Genomic DNA, 16566 nt, shown 5'->3' with positions numbered 1-16566 from the left:
AAAGATACCCCTAAAATAAAGTTCCGTCATATTGATCTGTCCAGCTTCGTAATATATTAACTATGCTTATCCTCATTTCCCAAAAAATCTTTAACTGTTGCAGGGGTCAGGGATTTGCTGGCAGTCTAATAGAGTAGGTGTTGATTATCACGGGTCTTCTATTCCAAGAATTGCTATAATGGACTAGTTGTAAAAATTGTCTAGCACAACGTGTGTCAGCGGTAAAGGCAGGTGGGCTCATGCATTCAAAGCAACAGACATTAGAAAGATTCAAAATTGTAAGACTGATCTTATCTATCTATCGGATCCGGGCGGTCAGAGCTCTTTTTCCAGTGGCTATCATAGCGTTCGTATACTGGGAGGGGCAACATGAGCTGAAGCAGGTTCATTTAGGACTTATAATGCGTGAACTAAGGCGAGTACCTACGTCTGCTATTTTGCAAATGATTGGTTTTTCACTTCTTTCCGTAGCTGTGATGAGTGCTTATGATTATTTGATTCGGGCACATTTTCGTTTAAAAGTAGGGCTGTGGAGTACCTTTCGGTATGCATGGATTGCTAATACATTTAATAACTTGATTGGGTTTGCAGGTCTGGCTGGAGTTGGTTTAAGGACGCTGCTGTATAAAAAAAGCGGAGTGCCGACCTCCGTGCTAACACCCGCCATTGTATTTCTTTCGCCGCTTATGATTACCGGGTTATCACTACTTTCATGGGCGAATATCTTTGGTTTACTCCCGGCAACGGCTTTGCTGGAAGAACATCGCTGGCTGGTATTTGCAGTATGGGGTATGGCGCTTTATTTGCCGGTTTTTGTGTTTGTGCAGCGCTCATCGCTTTATGCGAAATGGATTAACCGGGGAAAAGGCAGAACATCCTGGCTTACAGTCGTTAACTCCGTCGGTGCTTCCTTTCTGGAATGGAGCTTTGCTGGCGTGACGTTTTGGACCATCAGCAGCCATCTCTTGGATGAGGTCCATTTTATAGCTATCTTTGGTATATTTACGATTGCTGCTATTGCCGGAATCTTGAGTATGGCACCCGGCGGTATCGGTGCATTTGACCTTATCGCCTTGCTCGGGCTGACACAGCTTGGCTACCAGACCGATAAGGCGATGGCGGTGCTTGTCATCTTTCGATTGTTTTATTATGTCATTCCTTGGTTGATTGGATTGGTGCTGGCTGCACTGGAAATTGGTCTGCAAGGAAAAAAGGATCAAGATCGTTCAGTTCCAGGGTTCGAACCCTCTCTTAACAAATGGCAGAAGATCTGGGGCTGGCCGGGTCAGTATACCTTTCTGAGCGATCTTGGGATGTGGGCTCTTGGTAAGCTGGTACTAGCTAGCGGGCTTATTCTCTTACTATCTGCAGCAGTACCCGGATTGCTGTATAGGTTGAAGATTACGGAGGAAATATTGCCGTTTCCGGTAATGCAGCTTTCTCATCATCTGTCTGTACTTATTGGTTTTATGCTGATTTTATTGTCGCGGGGCATTACATTGCGGGTCCATAGTGCATATGTATGGACTAGCATACTTCTGTTTATTGGATCATTGTTTGCAGTCACTAAGGGTTTTGATTATGAAGAGGCGCTTTTGCTACTTATAGTAGCGCTTATTCTTTGGATATCCAGATCGCGGTTTTATCGGATTAGTGCGCCAATCAGCAGACAGAGCGCGATCCGGTGGTTTGCCCTCACTTCAGTAATTGCACTAAGCTACTATCTGATGGGCTGTTATGTACATCGTGGATTTCTGAAGCATCTGCCTCCGGGAGTACAGCCTGAATGGTTGCAGCGATATAGTCATGTTGCATTTACGGCAGTGGGAGGATTGGTCTTGTCTTGGGTACTGCTCATAATGTGGGTAAACCTCAGGCCCCATCATAAGGAGAACGAGCTGTTCGGGACCTTGGATGTAGCTAAGCTGAAACATTATCTAGATGGAGTTCGAGGCAATACCTTAACTCATACGTTGTTTTTGGGTGATAAGGGCTTCTTCTGGGCTCAGAACGATAAAGTGCTGCTCGCTTTCGCCAGAGTTAGGGATAAACTCGTTGTGCTGGGTGATCCGCTGGGAGAGAGAAGCTTAATAAGTGAAGCCATCAGTGAATTTAGACAAGCTGCAGATCAGTATGGTCTGGTTGTAGTTTTCTATCAAGCTTCACCTGCTTTTTTATCGGTCTATCAGGAGCAGGGCTATCGCTTTTTTAAGCAGGGTGAAGAGGCAGTGATAAGCCTTGATAACTTTGCACTCAGTGATCTGAAGAATGGTGATCTGCAAAGGGTAAGCGATCGTTTTGAACGGGAAGGCATGATTGTTGAAATTACAGAAGCGCCGCATGCTGATAGTTTGCTGAGAGAACTGCGAACGATTTCGGACGAGTGGTTGAATGGCCGAGCGGAAAAGGGTTATTCGTTAGGGTGGTTTAAGGTCGAGTATCTGCAACGGGCTCCCATTGTGGTGCTGCGGAACACCAAAGGTACAATACTGGCATTTGCTTCTATTGCCCCAGGGTATGATCAAGGATTGACCCTGTCCGTAGATTTGTTGCGCCAGCGGAAGAATGTGCCAAACGGGACGGTAGATTATTTATTGGTTTGTATGCTGGAATGGGCGAAGTCCAAGGGGTATCGGCGATTTAATCTAGGCAACACTCCTCTATCATCCAGTGGGGGTCAGGACCCCGGAGCTCTGAAGGAGGAGAAGCTGGCTCATCAAGTGTTTAATAGAGGTGGGCATGGGCATGGTTACGGTTTTGCCAGATTGCGTCGTTACAAGGAAAAGTTCAATCCAGAGTGGGAGCCGCGTTACTTGGCTTATCCAGCGTCCCTAACATTACCCGTCTTAACGCTGGATCTGGTGAGGCTTGTATCCCGCCATCCGGAGCATAAAACGAATAACTAAAAAAAGGTGCCCAACGCCAAACGGCGTTGGGCACCTTTTTAATCAGGTTTACTTCTTGTCAGCTTCTGCATCTGGCAAAGCCCAGACGGAGACGCTGCCGCCATTGACCGGGAAGGTCGCCCAACCATCTTTTTCAATGGTTATGGTGGCTTTATGGTTATGGGTGAAATCCACCCATGCTTCACCGGCGCGATGTTCTCCTACGAACATTCTCTTCTGGCCATTCTCACCATTACTGATCACAACCGCACAACCGGAGTGTTCAATATCCTCCACGCCGAGCCGTGTCCAGCCAATCGTGTTAGGATGATCGAAATAATCCTTCTGTTCACCATAAGCTTTGTGATAGCGGGTATACAGCAGAGGGTCAATCGCATCTTTTTTACCTGCTACAGGTGTTGGTCCTTCGATCCCATAATAATCCCCGTAAAAGACCACAGGATATCCATCCCGTCGCAGCAGGATAAGCGCGTAAGCACTTTGCTTGAACCAATCATCTACCCAGGATTCCAGGGCTTCGTGAGGCTGAGAATCATGATTGTCAACGAAGGTTACAGCATTGGTGGGATGGGTCTGCACCAGTGTGTCATCAAGAATTTTGGTCAGATCATAGTTTCTGCCCTCCAAAGAAGCTGAATGCAGCTTGTAGTGAAGGGATACATCGAAGAGGTCAATTTTATAATCGACGGTATTCAGAAATTGTCGACAGGACTCTAAGTCGGAATTCCAGAATTCACCGACGATATAGAAATCCTTCTCGCATTTATTAAACATCTCTACCGCGAATTCTTTAACAAACTCATGGTTGATATGTTTGATGGCGTCCAAGCGGAAGCCGCTGCAGTGGAGGGTATCCACCAGCCATTTTCCCCATTGGATCATTTCTTTTTTGACTTCCGGATGGCTGTAATCAATATTAGCGAACATTAGATAATCATAGTTTCCGAACTCGTCGTCAACATTCTGATTCCACGCTTTATTCTCGCCTACTATACGGAATACGCCGGTTCGCTCTTCTTTGGCGTCAAAGTCAGTGCCGTTAAAATGATTGTGATTCCACTTAAAGGCAGAGTGTTCATTCCCGCGGCCAGGGAAGGTGAATTTTGTCCAGCCCTCAATCTCGAAAGGTTTCGAAATTTCTTTCATCCGATCATTGGGGTCGACCTCGATGACTTGGAATACTTCCTTTTCATCCGCGCCAGCCTTATGATTCATCACCAAATCAACGTAAACGGCGATGCCATTCTTTTGACATTCCGAAATTGCGTTGATCAGTGCTTGTTTGGTGCCATATTTGGTGCGTACCGTACCTTTTTGGTCATATTCGCCCAGATCGTATAGATCATACACGCCATAGCCTGTATCGTCAGCGGAGACGGCCTTTGTCACAGGAGGTACCCAAACAGAATCAATGCCTACGGCTTTTAGCGCGGGTGCAGTTTCTTTTAAGCGATCCCAGTGTTTCCCGTCCGCAGCAACATGCCATTCAAAAAACTGCATCATTGTATGGTTCCTCATTATTTCTTACGCCTCCATATCCCATCAAGCAAATTTTACTCTCAACACTCTGATTAGTTTTTCAGATAACTCTTATTAAACTTAAAAACAGACTATGAAAAATAAGGCCAGTTGTTGAATGCGCAGGAAGGGACATGATTGTCATTAAACAGGCTTGAAAAGAATGATTTCTGACCTTTGGGAGAGATGCACAGCGTTGCGTCCATTCCGTTTGGAGCTATACAGAGCATGGTCGGCTTCAGATAGCAGTTCTTCTAGAGTGGCCTCTGGATTTAGGGCCTCCACAACTCCAAAGCTTGCGGTCACATTAATGGGCCCGATGACGGTATATAAGGTGCTTTGTTCAATATCCGCGCGGATAGTTTCGCAGAGCAATGCTGCTTGCTTCAGTGACGTCTCTGGCAGACAGATCACAAATTCCTCACCACCATAACGGCCAAAGAGATCTCCCTCCCGCAGATGTCTGCTGCACACCTGGACAATATGCTGTAGAGCTTGATCTCCATATTGATGCCCATAGCGGTCATTAATGCTCTTGAAGAAGTCCACATCCAGCAAAATCATAGATAATGAGCTTCGCAGGCTGGCAGCCCGGGCAAGCAATGCTTGACTCAGCTCCAAAAAATAGGAGCGGTTATAGATACCCGTTAGGCTGTCCATCGTAGCCAATTGACGCAGCTTCTCCTGAAGCAGTATTCGTTCAGTCACGTCAATCAGCATGATCATCTGTCCTGCTATGTGCCCTTCTTGTTTCTGTACCGGAGAGGAGCGGATTTGATAATAGCAGATCTCCTCTGCTTTGTTCCAAGCCACTTCCCGTTCTTCGCGCAACAGTGGCTCGGCATCCATCACATAGGACAAGGCATCTTTGCCTGCGTTAAGAAACAATTGTGCTAGCGGTTTGCCAATCGATGAGGAGTTGAGCCCCTCTATCATATCCGCGGCTGCACGATTGTAATCGACGAGCATGTCCGAGCGGTCGGTGACAAGCACTCCCTCCCGCATGCTCTCGAACAGATTCTCACGAGCAATAGGTGCAGCCGTTAACATGCCCCGGGATAAAATAGCCCAAATATATAGGGAGGAGGTTAGGCTCATAATGATCGGGACGGGATCCATTCCGTAAGGAGTCAAGCCTATCAGATACAAAAAAGCGCCGAGGGTTGGAAGGCTTAACCCGATTATTATTGTGATGATCTGCCTGCGGTATACCCTTTTCATCCGGTTCCACTGCCATATCATGAGGCAAATGGCTGCCAGCAGACAGCCGAAAGTAAAGCTGCCGTGAACGATATACCAAGGTCCCATCACAACATCAACGAGTGGGGTGGGCGTATTTTCCCGTAAATAAATGGATTTATAGAAGAGATGATGGTAATCATTGGTCCAGACCAGCAGCGTTGTAATGAATGGAATGATAAATAACGCCGCCCGTATGCCTTTTTTAAACAGCGTCTCCAGCCCAACGAAATGGATCACCATGATTAGACTAGCCGGGGCAATAAAGGGCATCCCCAGATATTCTAACTTAATCCAGAAGCTGATTTCCTCCAGAGTTTTCCCCGATAATTCTAATGCGAAACCGAAGGTGTAAATAGCAGAGGTAAAGGAGCTTATAACAAAAGCCCTGATTCCTAAGAAATCAGTTTTTTTATAATAGGCGAAAAGGGCTAGTAATACACTCAGCACACCTGATATAGCAACAATTACAATATAATTCGAGATTATAGATCCCATGGGTCTATTGTCACCTACCGAGGAAAGATATGGATAAATATTACCACATATCTGCGGATATAAAAAAAATACTTCGGGTTTGTGGTCAAAAAAATGTCTCCTAGACAAAATGACGCAATTTAACAGGAGCTATTTTACTAATTGTCTAGTGAGAGTCCAGTGAGCAGCGTGTAACATGTTAGTTAATACTACATGCAACAGAAGTTTTCTTTATTTTATCTAAATAGCGTCAGTTTATATAACATTATAAACATGGCTTATTTTGAAAAGGGGGGGGCTGAGGATGTCATCACTAGCGACAAATATTCCTGAGATTCAGCTGGAAAATGTTGAAATGCGTTATCGGACAGAAGCTGCGGAAGTGCTTGCCCTGCATCAGGTGAGTCTTGATATTGCAAAAGGGGAGTTCGTCTCCCTGCTCGGACCTTCCGGATGTGGCAAAACGACGCTGCTTAGACTGATGGCCGATCTCATAGCACCAACAGGCGGGAACATTGTGGTAGCTGGGAAAAGTGCCAGAGAAGCCAGGCTGGCGCAAAAATATGGCATTGTTTTTCAAAGTCCAGTGTTATACGACTGGCGGAAAGTGAAGCATAACATCACATTGCCACTGGAGCTGATGGGGGTAAAGAAGTCAATCCGTGAGGAAAAGGCGATGGAGCTTCTTGATCTGGTGGGGCTGCAGAGCTTTGCGGATAAATATCCGTGGCAGCTCAGCGGCGGGATGCAGCAGCGTGTAGCGATTGCTAGAGCACTATCGATGGAGCCGGAAATTCTGCTCATGGATGAGCCGTTCTCTGCACTGGATGAATTTACGCGTGAGCGATTGAATGAAGAGTTATTGTCTGTCTGGAGTAAAGTGCAGAACACAATTGTTTTTGTAACTCATAGTATTCCTGAATCTATATTCCTCTCTGACCGGGTGTTTGTTCTTTCCCCGCATCCAGGTCGCTTGTCCGCTGTGGTCGAAATTCCTCTGCCACGTCCGCGAACGGCGGAAATGAGAAATAGCCCAGAGTTTTTCGAACTGATCGCACGTATTCGCGACAGCTTCGAAGGGGTGTAGTGATGAAAGGGGGCAGTATCTTTGTGCGAGGTCGTCTGCTGCCGTTGTTCGTCTGGATTTTTGGCCTGCTGCTAGTCTGGGAAGGGACTTCCTGGATGCTGCTCCATGTGGTGGAGACGCCGTTAGCACAGTCCAAGCTGCCATATGTTCATGAGGTGTTAGCTACCTTATGGCAGTATGGAGGCACGCTCTTGAAGGAGGGGGCTGCGACCTTCGGTAATGCTGGTGTTGGCTTCCTGATTGGAGCGGTAGCTGGTGCCTCATTGGCGGTGCTGATGAGCTTGTCGAAGACAATAGAGCAATTAACTTTTCCTTATGCTATTGCCTCGCAGATGATTCCGATTCTGGGGTTGGCACCCATCATCTACGGGATTGTGCGCGATGAACAGACCTCACGGATTATTATTTCGGGATATATCACCTTTTTCCCGGTGGCTCTGAACATGCTGCGCGGCTTGCGGAGTGTAGATCCATCAGCGCTCGAATTGATGCATTCTTACGCGGCGAAACCTTGGGCGGTCTATTGGAAACTCAGATTTCCGGCGGCTTTGCCGGGTTTGTTCGGTGGGCTTAAGATAGCTGCCCCACTTGCTGTGACTGGAGCTATTCTGGTGGAGCTTATGGGTGCCCAGCATGGCATTGGTGTAATTATGCTGCGCAATCTCTATTATGGAAGCTCTCACACCTATATGTTCTGGTCTACGGTGATTGTGGGTGCCTTGCTGGGAATCGTAAGCTACTGGTTAATCAGTCTGATAGAACGCCTGGTAACGCCTTGGCAGCCTGAATTTCGTCCGAAAGGAGGCAGCCGCTAATGGAAACTAACTCCGTTCGGGAGACCACGTTTATAGGCTCTACTGGTAAAGAAATGGCTCAGCCGGCGCTAACGGCTACACCAAAGAATGCTGTAGCCGTTCCGAAACCTGCGGAAGCTACGGCGAGTCGCGGCGGCTCACGAATGCTGAAGAGGATATTTAGCGCAGGGGTGCTGCTGCCTGTACTGGCAGGTCTGTTATTTCTTGCACTATGGGAATTTCAATTTTTTCATAAGATCTTTGATCTGAAAAAATATCAACTCCCGCTGCCTACAGCCATCGCCGAAACCATGCGAGATAATTTCAGCTTGTTGCTGTCCTATACCGGATACACTCTTGCTGAAGCTGTGCTGGGAATGTTGGCTGGTTCTGCTATCGGCTTCCTGATCGCTTTAGTCGCGACAGCTTGGCCGCGCTGGGGGAGTGGAAGCTTGACGCTGGTTGCCGCCCTAAATGCTGTGCCTATCGTCGCCCTCGCGCCCATCATGAATCTGTGGTTTGGAGATGGGATAGGCTCACGAATTGCCATAGTAACCGCAACTACAATGGCAGCGATGGCGATCAACGCCTATAAAGGTATGGCGGCGATTGATCCATTGGCGCTGGATCTGATGCATTCTTATGCGGCGGGTAAACCGGCGGTATTCCGTTATCTGCGGATTCAGAGCAGTCTGCCCTATGTATTTACAGCACTCAAGATTAATGCTACTGCCAGTATGATTGGTGCCATTGTTGGGGAATTCTTTTTCTCCTCAAAAGGGCTTGGATATCTGCTCTCCAATTCCATTAAAGTTGCCAAAATGCCACTGGGTTGGTCCTGTATTGTGTTGGCTGCGATTGCAGGCGTGCTCTTCTATTTAGTGGTTGAGCGGCTGGAGAAAGTATTCATTAAGTGGCATCCTTCGCAGCGTACTTAATCTTACCCTCATTACATCCGGCCATAGTGGGAATGGAAAAGAGAAACCGCCCACGGCTGTATGCATAAACGCACCACGATGATTGTCCATACTGTGCTTGTTACAAACTTAAATTACGATAGGGGGAGTTCGATTGATGAACGGGAAAAAACGCAAATTTCGTGGTGGTTTGTTGGCAATCGTGATGATGTTGAGTGTTTCTTTAATGGCGGGTTGCGGTGGCAACAATAATAACTCGGCAGCTGAAGCTACGACTGCCCCTGAAGCTTCAGCAGCTCCTGAAGCAAGTGCTGCTACTGAACCGGCTGCTGATCCAGTTACAGTGAAGCTACAGCTGAAATGGGTGCCGCAGGCGCAATTCGCTGGGTATTTTGTGGCGCAGGATAAAGGATATTACAAGGAAGAAGGCTTGGATGTAGAAATTCTGCCGGGTGGGCCTGATATCGTTCCGGAACAGCAAGTGGCAGGTGGCTCCGCAGATATCGGTGTGGGTTGGGTAGCCAGCTTGCTGCCGAGTCTTGAAGAGGGAATGCCGCTGGTGCAGATCGCGCAAATCTATCAAAAGAGCGGATTGGTCCTGGTCTCCAAAAAAACTGCTGGCATTAATTCAGCCGCTGATCTTAAGGGTAAAAAAGTCGGCAACTGGATGGGTGGCAACGAATTTGAACTATTAGCGTTATTCGATAAATATAAGTTCGATCCGAATAAGGATCTAAGCTTTACGAAGCAAGGGTTCACGATGGATCAGTTCTTGGGCGATCAGATCGATGCGGCCTCAGCGATGACTTATAACGAGTACCAAGTGGTGTTGGAGTCAGGCATTAAGGCTGAGGATCTGAATGTCATTGACATGAATACAGAAGGCGTTGCAATGCTTGAGGATAACTTGTTCGCGAATAAGGAATGGCTTGCGGAGAACAAAGAGACTGCGGCAAAGTTTGTGCGTGCCTCCCTGAAGGGCTGGAAAGATGCAATTGCTGATCCTGCAGCTGCCGTGGACAGTGTGATGAAACAAGCGGAAGACGGCAGTACGACGAAGGAACATCAGCTGATAATGATGACTGAGGTTGCCAAGCTGATTCTGCCTGAAGGCTTTGACAGTGCCAAGATGGGATATACCGATGCGGCGGCGTTCCAGCAAACCGCTGATATTTCGCTTAAATTTGGTGTCATTAAAGAACCGGTTAAGGTAGATGAGGCTTATACGAACGAAATCGTAGAAATGGCGGCAAAATAACTAACTGAGCTTAATGTTATAGTGGATGGCCGCCTGATCTGGCGGTCATCTATTATAATCAGCAGTCCATCAGTGCAACTGAAACAGAGAAAGGGGTGCGAGCTATGTCTCTCCTAGTAACGCAGGCTGAAAGAGTTAAGAATTATGTGAATGGAGCTTGGGTAGAATCGTCGTCCGGGCGAGATGAAGAGGTTTATAATCCGGCGACGGGTGAAGTGATTACTTATGTGCCCATTTCTAGTAAGGAAGAGCTGGGTGCGGCGGTAGAAGCGGCTGCGGCGGCATTTCAAGCGTGGAAAAGGGTCGCTGTGCCGCGTCGTGCCCGCTATTTTTTTCAATATCAACAGCTGCTGGTAAAGCATTGGCATGAGCTGGCCGAGCTGATTACGCTGGAGAATGGCAAAAGTCTGGAAGAGGCGCAAGGTGAGGTGCAGCGTGGAATTGAGTGTGTGGAATTTGCCGCAGGCATCCCCACGTTGATGATGGGCAGTCAGCTTCCGGACATTGCTACCGGTATTGAATCCGGGATGTACCGTTATCCATTGGGGGTGATCGGGGGAATTGCCCCGTTTAATTTTCCAATGATGGTTCCTTGTTGGATGTTTCCGCTTGCCATCGCTTGTGGAAATACCTTTGTGCTGAAGCCTTCTGAGCGTACGCCGCTGCTGGTTAATCGACTGGCAGAGTTATTTGCCGAAGCGGGCTTTCCTCCAGGTGTACTGAATGTGATACATGGGGCGCACGAGGTTGTGAATGGGCTGCTGGAGCATGATGAAGTGAAGGCGATTTCGTTCGTGGGTTCGCAGCCGGTTGCGGAATATGTATATAAGACAGGGACAGCGCAGGGAAAACGGGTGCAGGCGCTAGCTGGAGCCAAGAATCACTCGATTGTGCTGCCTGATGCGGAGCTGGACAATGCGGTCAAAAATATCATTGCGGCTTCCTTTGGTTCGGCAGGTGAGCGGTGTATGGCTTGCTCGGTCGTAGTGGTTCATGAGGATATCGCTGACGAGCTAGTGAACCGTCTGGCTGCGGCTGCGGATGAGCTTAAAATTGGTAATGGCGCGGATGATGGGGTGTTTTTGGGTCCGGTAATTCGCCAGTCGAATAAGGAGCGGACGCTTTATTACATTGAGACTGGTGAAGCTGAGGCAGCCAAGCTTGTGAGAGATGGGCGGAAGGATGCGGCTACGGGTGGTGCGGGTTATTTTATCGGGCCGACGATATTTGATCATGTACAGCCGGGAATGACCCTCTGGAAGGATGAAATTTTTGCGCCGGTATTGTCTGTGATTCGTGTAAAAAGTCTGAGTGAAGCGATTGCGGTAACGAATCAATCCCCATTCGCGAATGGGGCGTGTATTTATACAGATAGCGCAAAGGCGATCCGTGAATTTCGGGAAGAAATTGATGCAGGGATGTTGGGTGTGAATCTGGGTGTGCCTGCCCCCATGGCATTTTTCCCCTTCTCGGGTTATAAGAAATCGTTCTATGGAGACCTGCATGCCAATGGGCGTGATGGGGTGGAGTTCTATACGCGTAAAAAGATGATCACTGCCCGTTATTAGAGAAAATAGCTGCTGAGAGGAGAAAATGTTATGCAGAGTCTGGGGAATGATAGTGAGCTTGCGGTGAAGAAGGATCAGGAATATTTATGGCACAACATTACGCCTTATAGTGAAAAGAACCCGCCTATGATTGCCGCCTCGGCAAGTGGGTCGTGGATTACAGATATACAGGGCAATCGATTTTTGGACGGGATGTCTGGCCTGTGGTGTGTAAATGTGGGATACGGGCGCAAGGAGCTGGCGGAAGCTGCTTACAATCAATTGCTGACCCTGCCATATTTTCCTCTGACACAAAGTCATCTCCCGGCGATTGCGCTGGCGGAGAAGCTGAATGAGTGGCTCGGAGACGATTATGTGATCTTTTTTTCCAATAGTGGATCGGAAGCCAATGAGGCTGCTTTCAAAATGGCCCGCCAGTACCAGCAGCAAATCGGCCAGCATTATCGCCATAAATTCATTGCCCGTTATCGTGGGTACCATGGCAGTTCACTTGGGGCATTATCTGCAACGGGCCAGGCCCAGCGCAAATATAAATATGAACCGTTGGCGGGTGGTTTTCTGCATGTAGCTCCCCCGGACAGCTATCGCCGCCCGGCCGGGATGACTGTGGAAGAATTCAACCTCCAGTGTGCACAGTCCATAGAGGATATGATCATCTGGGAAGGCGTGGAGACGGTAGCTGCGGTGATTATGGAGCCTGTAATTACGGGTGGTGGCGTCATTGTACCGCATCAGGTTTATTTGGATCGGGTGCAGGAAATCTGCCGTAAGCACGGTGTGTTGCTCATTATGGATGAGGTGATTTGTGGATTCGGACGTTCTGGACGTAAGTTTGGTCATCACAACTTTAATGTGAAGCCTGACATCGTAACGATGGCTAAAGGACTGACTAGCGCTTATCTTCCTCTATCTGCCACTGCTGTTCGAAAGGATATCTATGAGGTATTTAAGGACAATAGCGATGATTATGGGCATTTTCGCCATGTGAATACTTTTGGTGGTAACCCTGCTTCCTGTGCGCTGGCGCTGCGTAATCTGGAAATTATCGAGCAGGAGAAGCTGGTGGAACGTGCGGATCTTTTAGGTAAAAGAATAAATACAGAATTTACTGAGCTGCTTGATCACAAGCTTGTAGGTGATGTCCGCAGCTTTGGTTTGGTGACAGGGATTGAGCTGGTTGAAGACAAGGTCGGTAAGAAACCGGTAGATCTGAATATTGTGAAGGGGATTATTGCCGAATGTAAGTCCAAGGGGCTTATCATCGGTAAAAATGGCGATACCGTAGCTGGGTTCAACAATGTGCTTACCTTCGCCCCGCCGTTGTCCTCCACGGATGAAGATATAGAATTTATTATCGATACTTTTAAATCTGTGCTGAACGGGGGCTAGGTAAAGTGATTTTGTCTGGATATAGAAATTGGTAAGCGCGCAGGGCGACTTGAATGGAGATCCGATTCTCTGGCTGCATGAAGTCTTCACCCAGTAGCTCTGTTATTTTGTCCAGGCGATAATAAAGGGACTGTCTGACAATGAATAAGTTTCGAGCGGCAATTTGTTTGGAACCATCATGATCCAGATAAACACGAAGGGTAAGCAGCAGCTCGCTGCCTTTGGTTTGGTCATGGTCGATTAGCGGGCCGAGATAACTGCGAATGAAGTTCTGCAACGTTTTTCCGTCGTTTAAGCTCAACAGCAGCTGGAATACACCCAGCTCTTCATAGAAGAGTAGTGACTTCTGGTAACAGGAGTATAACGACAATGCCTGTAGGGCTTCCTGATAACCGGAATAGGCTCGTTTTAGGCGCTTATGCGATTTGCTGACTCCAATGACGAGCTGCAAATCCTTGAGCTTCTCATCGGAGCGGATGTTCTGCAGGGCTTCAAGTGCTTGTTGAAGTCGCATTTTTCCAGGCATTTTCGATTGGATGTCAAGGGCGATGACGGTGAGGCGATTGTTCTTAAGGGTGATCAGTGGACGTAAAGAATATTTCTCAAAGATGGAACGCAGGATGAGCGAAAGGTGGAAGGTGATGGACTCCCATTCGTTCTCTGAGCTGTTCCATTTTACATCTCTGGGGTTCTTGATCTCTATAAGGCATACACGGTAAGGGAGCTCGTTGACCACGTTGAAATTGGAGCCGATCAGGCCCTTTAAGCGGTTATCATCTTCGATGCGGCCATTGATCAGCTCGTCGACCCATAGATTTTCTGAAAAAAGCTTACGCTCCTCCATATACCGCGTCCGCAGCAGCTCTTGTGCAATGGACAAAGAGGCGGAATCCAGCAGCAGACAGTCGAACTCCTGTGGTTTGTGATTGCATACCATCAGAATGTAAGCCCAGGTCTGATCCAGCGCACCTACAGGCTTGAGCGCGATGGTCTTCTGTCCATATTCCCGGATATAGGGGGCGGCGTCAGGTTGAATTCCTTCCAGCTCGTCGCCGAAGGCGGTGAAAAAATTCAGCAATGGAGCCTGCTCTTCCGGCGGAAGTGCCGGAAAAAATAAGGGTTTGCCTTGCAGCTGCATATAGACAATTTGTGTGCGGGTACTTTTGCACAATAATTGCAGCACTTTCAGCGTTCCTTGTGAAGTTAAGGTCAGGCGGTGGAATTCACGTGAGATTTTTTCAAGTTCTTGGAGCATCCGGTGATGCCGGTTGATGATAATCGAGTGAAGATCCAACGTGATATCTACGAAACGAACCGTGCGGGTGAAAATGATTAGCGGAAAGTCATGCCTGTCGGCTAAGTCGATCATCTCTTGCGGGATGGTACTGAAATACGTACCTAACTCAATACATAGGCAAGCTGCATTTTTGTCGATCAGGTTCTGCATAAACTCCAAGGAGGAAGGGAGATCGACACTTGCACCAATCCCCGTAGTCAAAATCATTTCTTCGCCATGAATCAGAGTCTCGAAGTTGGCACTTTCCAGCACATGCACCCAGCGAATGGCACGGCTTAGGCCGCTTTTCCCGCCGATCACCTCGGCTTCTGCGAATAGTGGTCTTTTTAAAGCGTCACGAATGGTTAATACAAGCTCCCAATCCATAGGTACTCCCCCTCGATCTTCTGCGCTCTGGCCTTCGGCTAACGCCTTGTTATTCTCAGCCTATTCTCACACGTAAAAAATACAGTTTTGAAATTAGACAAAGTGTCTAATGCAACGAAAATTCGAAATGACTATAGTTTGATTAACGGATGTCAGTATATATAACCTAATCAGGAAGAACGTTGAGAGATAATTTCTGTTAATGCTTATATTACTACAATAAATTAAAGATGTAAGCAAAATATTCAGACAAAACTTGAAATAATGTTATATTATATAACACAAATATGAAAAATTACCCATAAGGAGGGACTAGTGATGGAGCATTCATCTCCGTTAACAGCATTTACACCTGATATGTTCATGCGCAATTTCGCCGAGGCTGAGCCGCCTCTGACCCATAAAGGTGCCCTGGATGAGTCTAATCGCTGTCTATATTGCTACGATGCCCCATGTATAAAAGCATGTCCGACCAGCATTAATATTCCCTCCTTTATCAAACGGATCGCTACTGACAATTTGAAAGGCTCGGCACAGACGATTATGGATTCCAATCCTGTGGGTGCCAGTTGTGCTCGTGTTTGTCCTACAGATGAGCTGTGTGAAGGAGCCTGTGTGTTAAATGATGCCTCGGCGCCGATCCAAATCGGACTGCTGCAGCGTTATGCGACAGATTGGGCGATGAACAGCGGAGTTCAATTATTTAAGGCTGGCACCCCTAATGGGAAAAAGGTAGCCGTAATTGGTGGTGGTCCTGCGGGATTGTCTGCGGCTAGGGAGCTCGCCCGTGAAGGTTTTGCTGTTGTGATCTACGAAGCAAAGGCGTTAGCGGGTGGGCTGGATACACATGGGATTGTATCGTTTCGGCTCCCGCAGTCTGTATCTCTTTGGGAAGTAGAGCAGGTAGAGAAGCTGGGTGTGGAAATACGTACAGGTGTAAAAGTCGGAGTGGATGTTTCTGTAGATGAGCTGAAGTCGAATTATGATGCTATCGTTTTGGCAGCGGGTATGGGATATGTGCCTCCAATAGGGATTGAAGGTGAAAAAATGGCTGGAGTTTATGACGCTATTGCGCTTGTAGAATCTACTAAGACGGGCATTCCTCTGCTAGAGCTGATGGGTCAGCGGGTCGCTGTCATTGGGGCAGGGAATACGGCTATTGATGCAGCGACTTGCTCAGTGCGGCTGGGAGCCACCAATGTGAAAATGGTCTACCGCCGGACCCGCGAAGAGATGACGGCATATGACTTTGAATATGAATTCGCGAAGCAGGAAGGTGTGGAGTTCAGCTGGCTTACCTTACCGAAACGTATCGTGGGTGATGAGCTTGGGAATGTAACCGCACTGGAATGTGTGCAGATGAAGCTGACGGAGGAGCTGGGCAAAGATGGGCGTCCAATACCTATGCCGATCGAGGGTTCTGAGTTCTTGATTCCTGTAGATGCGGTTGTAATAGCTATTGGTCAAAAGCGTCGTCTGGATCTAATAGATTCCTTAGGTCTTATGCATGACCGTGGGGTTGTTAAGGTGGATGAGGTCACCTGCCAAACCTCCGATCCGCAGATTTATGCCGCTGGGGACATTATTTTTGGTTCAGGTAAGGGTGAGGCCATGGTTGTGTCAGCGGCACAGCAGGGAAAAGATGCAGCCCATGCGATTGTTAAACAATTCTCAGGCCAGCAGGAGGTCGTTGTTAGATCAGCGGGCTGAGCGTAGAAATCAAATTGGATTTTACATGACAGGGAGGGAA

11 protein-coding genes are annotated in these 16566 nt (G+C 47.8%); 8 read left to right on the top strand and 3 right to left on the bottom strand.

The features are described from left to right. Window positions 1-239 precede the first annotated feature (239 nt). Complete coding sequence (gene mprF / locus NST58_RS31160; protein WP_339245378.1) at window positions 240-2906, top strand: bifunctional lysylphosphatidylglycerol flippase/synthetase MprF; 2667 nt, start codon at window positions 240-242, stop codon at window positions 2904-2906. A 48-nt stretch (window positions 2907-2954) separates the two neighbouring features. Here mprF and NST58_RS31155 read toward each other — a convergent pair whose 3' ends face one another. Further along, the gene (locus tag NST58_RS31155; RefSeq protein WP_076191713.1) at window positions 2955-4427 is read right to left on the bottom strand and encodes an alpha-amylase; all 1473 of its coding nucleotides are present in this window, start codon (window positions 4425-4427) and stop codon (window positions 2955-2957) included. Between the two features lie 141 nt (window positions 4428-4568). Beyond that, window positions 4569-6161 carry a histidine kinase N-terminal 7TM domain-containing protein gene (locus NST58_RS31150; RefSeq protein ID WP_076124039.1) on the bottom strand — a complete coding sequence of 531 codons (1593 nt, stop codon included), beginning with the start codon at window positions 6159-6161 and terminating at the stop codon, window positions 4569-4571. A 283-nt stretch (window positions 6162-6444) separates the two neighbouring features. Here NST58_RS31150 and NST58_RS31145 point away from each other — a divergent pair, with 283 nt between their 5' ends. The 6 genes from NST58_RS31145 to NST58_RS31120 all read left to right on the top strand — a co-directional run bounded on the left by NST58_RS31145 (window position 6445) and on the right by NST58_RS31120 (window position 13153). Next, window positions 6445-7227 carry an ABC transporter ATP-binding protein gene (locus NST58_RS31145; RefSeq protein WP_036682061.1) on the top strand — a complete coding sequence of 261 codons (783 nt, stop codon included), beginning with the start codon at window positions 6445-6447 and terminating at the stop codon, window positions 7225-7227. A gap of 2 nt (window positions 7228-7229) precedes the next feature. Beyond that, entirely contained in the window at window positions 7230-8042 is an 813-nt protein-coding gene (locus tag NST58_RS31140; protein ID WP_339245375.1) for an ABC transporter permease, read from the top strand. Next, window positions 8042-8959, top strand: a complete 918-nt coding sequence (locus NST58_RS31135) for an ABC transporter permease (RefSeq protein WP_081391780.1) — start codon at window positions 8042-8044, stop codon at window positions 8957-8959. Before NST58_RS31140 ends, NST58_RS31135 begins: the two co-directional genes overlap by 1 nt. Before the next feature lie 136 nt (window positions 8960-9095). Further along, window positions 9096-10196 carry an ABC transporter substrate-binding protein gene (locus NST58_RS31130; protein ID WP_339245371.1) on the top strand — a complete coding sequence of 367 codons (1101 nt, stop codon included), beginning with the start codon at window positions 9096-9098 and terminating at the stop codon, window positions 10194-10196. A gap of 104 nt (window positions 10197-10300) precedes the next feature. Further along, a complete protein-coding gene (locus tag NST58_RS31125) occupies window positions 10301-11764 on the top strand; it encodes a CoA-acylating methylmalonate-semialdehyde dehydrogenase (RefSeq protein ID WP_339245368.1) in 1464 nt (487 codons plus the stop codon). Window positions 11765-11794: 30 nt separating this feature from the next. Beyond that, the gene (locus tag NST58_RS31120; RefSeq protein ID WP_339245365.1) at window positions 11795-13153 is read left to right on the top strand and encodes an aspartate aminotransferase family protein; all 1359 of its coding nucleotides are present in this window, start codon (window positions 11795-11797) and stop codon (window positions 13151-13153) included. Here NST58_RS31120 and NST58_RS31115 read toward each other — a convergent pair. Continuing rightward, window positions 13128-14816 (bottom strand): PucR family transcriptional regulator, encoded by a 1689-nt coding sequence (locus tag NST58_RS31115; protein WP_076124031.1) that lies wholly within the window; start codon window positions 14814-14816, stop codon window positions 13128-13130. The two genes, NST58_RS31120 and NST58_RS31115, sit on opposite strands and share 26 nt — an antisense overlap. A gap of 318 nt (window positions 14817-15134) precedes the next feature. Here NST58_RS31115 and NST58_RS31110 point away from each other — a divergent pair, with 318 nt between their 5' ends. Next, entirely contained in the window at window positions 15135-16526 is a 1392-nt protein-coding gene (locus tag NST58_RS31110) for an NAD(P)-dependent oxidoreductase (protein ID WP_076179221.1), read from the top strand. Window positions 16527-16566: the final 40 nt, after the last annotated feature.

This window comes from Paenibacillus sp. FSL R10-2796 (assembly GCF_037965315.1).
Lineage (GTDB): Bacteria > Bacillota > Bacilli > Paenibacillales > Paenibacillaceae > Paenibacillus_AQ > Paenibacillus_AQ odorifer.
The sequence above is the reverse complement of the archived record's forward strand: the minus strand, read 5'-3'. Positions and strand labels throughout refer to the sequence as shown.

What these genes read in the sequence shown, in the direction of transcription:
- mprF (WP_339245378.1), top strand. Translation starts at nt 240, where the DNA reads ATGCATTCAAAGCAACAGACATTAGAAAGATTCAAAATTGTAAGACTG.
- NST58_RS31115 (WP_076124031.1), bottom strand. Translation starts at nt 14,816, where the DNA reads ATGGATTGGGAGCTTGTATTAACCATTCGTGACGCTTTAAAAAGACCA.
- NST58_RS31120 (WP_339245365.1), top strand. Translation starts at nt 11,795, where the DNA reads ATGCAGAGTCTGGGGAATGATAGTGAGCTTGCGGTGAAGAAGGATCAG.
- NST58_RS31125 (WP_339245368.1), top strand. Translation starts at nt 10,301, where the DNA reads ATGTCTCTCCTAGTAACGCAGGCTGAAAGAGTTAAGAATTATGTGAAT.
- NST58_RS31140 (WP_339245375.1), top strand. Translation starts at nt 7,230, where the DNA reads ATGAAAGGGGGCAGTATCTTTGTGCGAGGTCGTCTGCTGCCGTTGTTC.
- NST58_RS31150 (WP_076124039.1), bottom strand. Translation starts at nt 6,161, where the DNA reads ATGGGATCTATAATCTCGAATTATATTGTAATTGTTGCTATATCAGGT.
- NST58_RS31145 (WP_036682061.1), top strand. Translation starts at nt 6,445, where the DNA reads ATGTCATCACTAGCGACAAATATTCCTGAGATTCAGCTGGAAAATGTT.
- NST58_RS31110 (WP_076179221.1), top strand. Translation starts at nt 15,135, where the DNA reads ATGGAGCATTCATCTCCGTTAACAGCATTTACACCTGATATGTTCATG.
- NST58_RS31135 (WP_081391780.1), top strand. Translation starts at nt 8,042, where the DNA reads ATGGAAACTAACTCCGTTCGGGAGACCACGTTTATAGGCTCTACTGGT.
- NST58_RS31130 (WP_339245371.1), top strand. Translation starts at nt 9,096, where the DNA reads ATGAACGGGAAAAAACGCAAATTTCGTGGTGGTTTGTTGGCAATCGTG.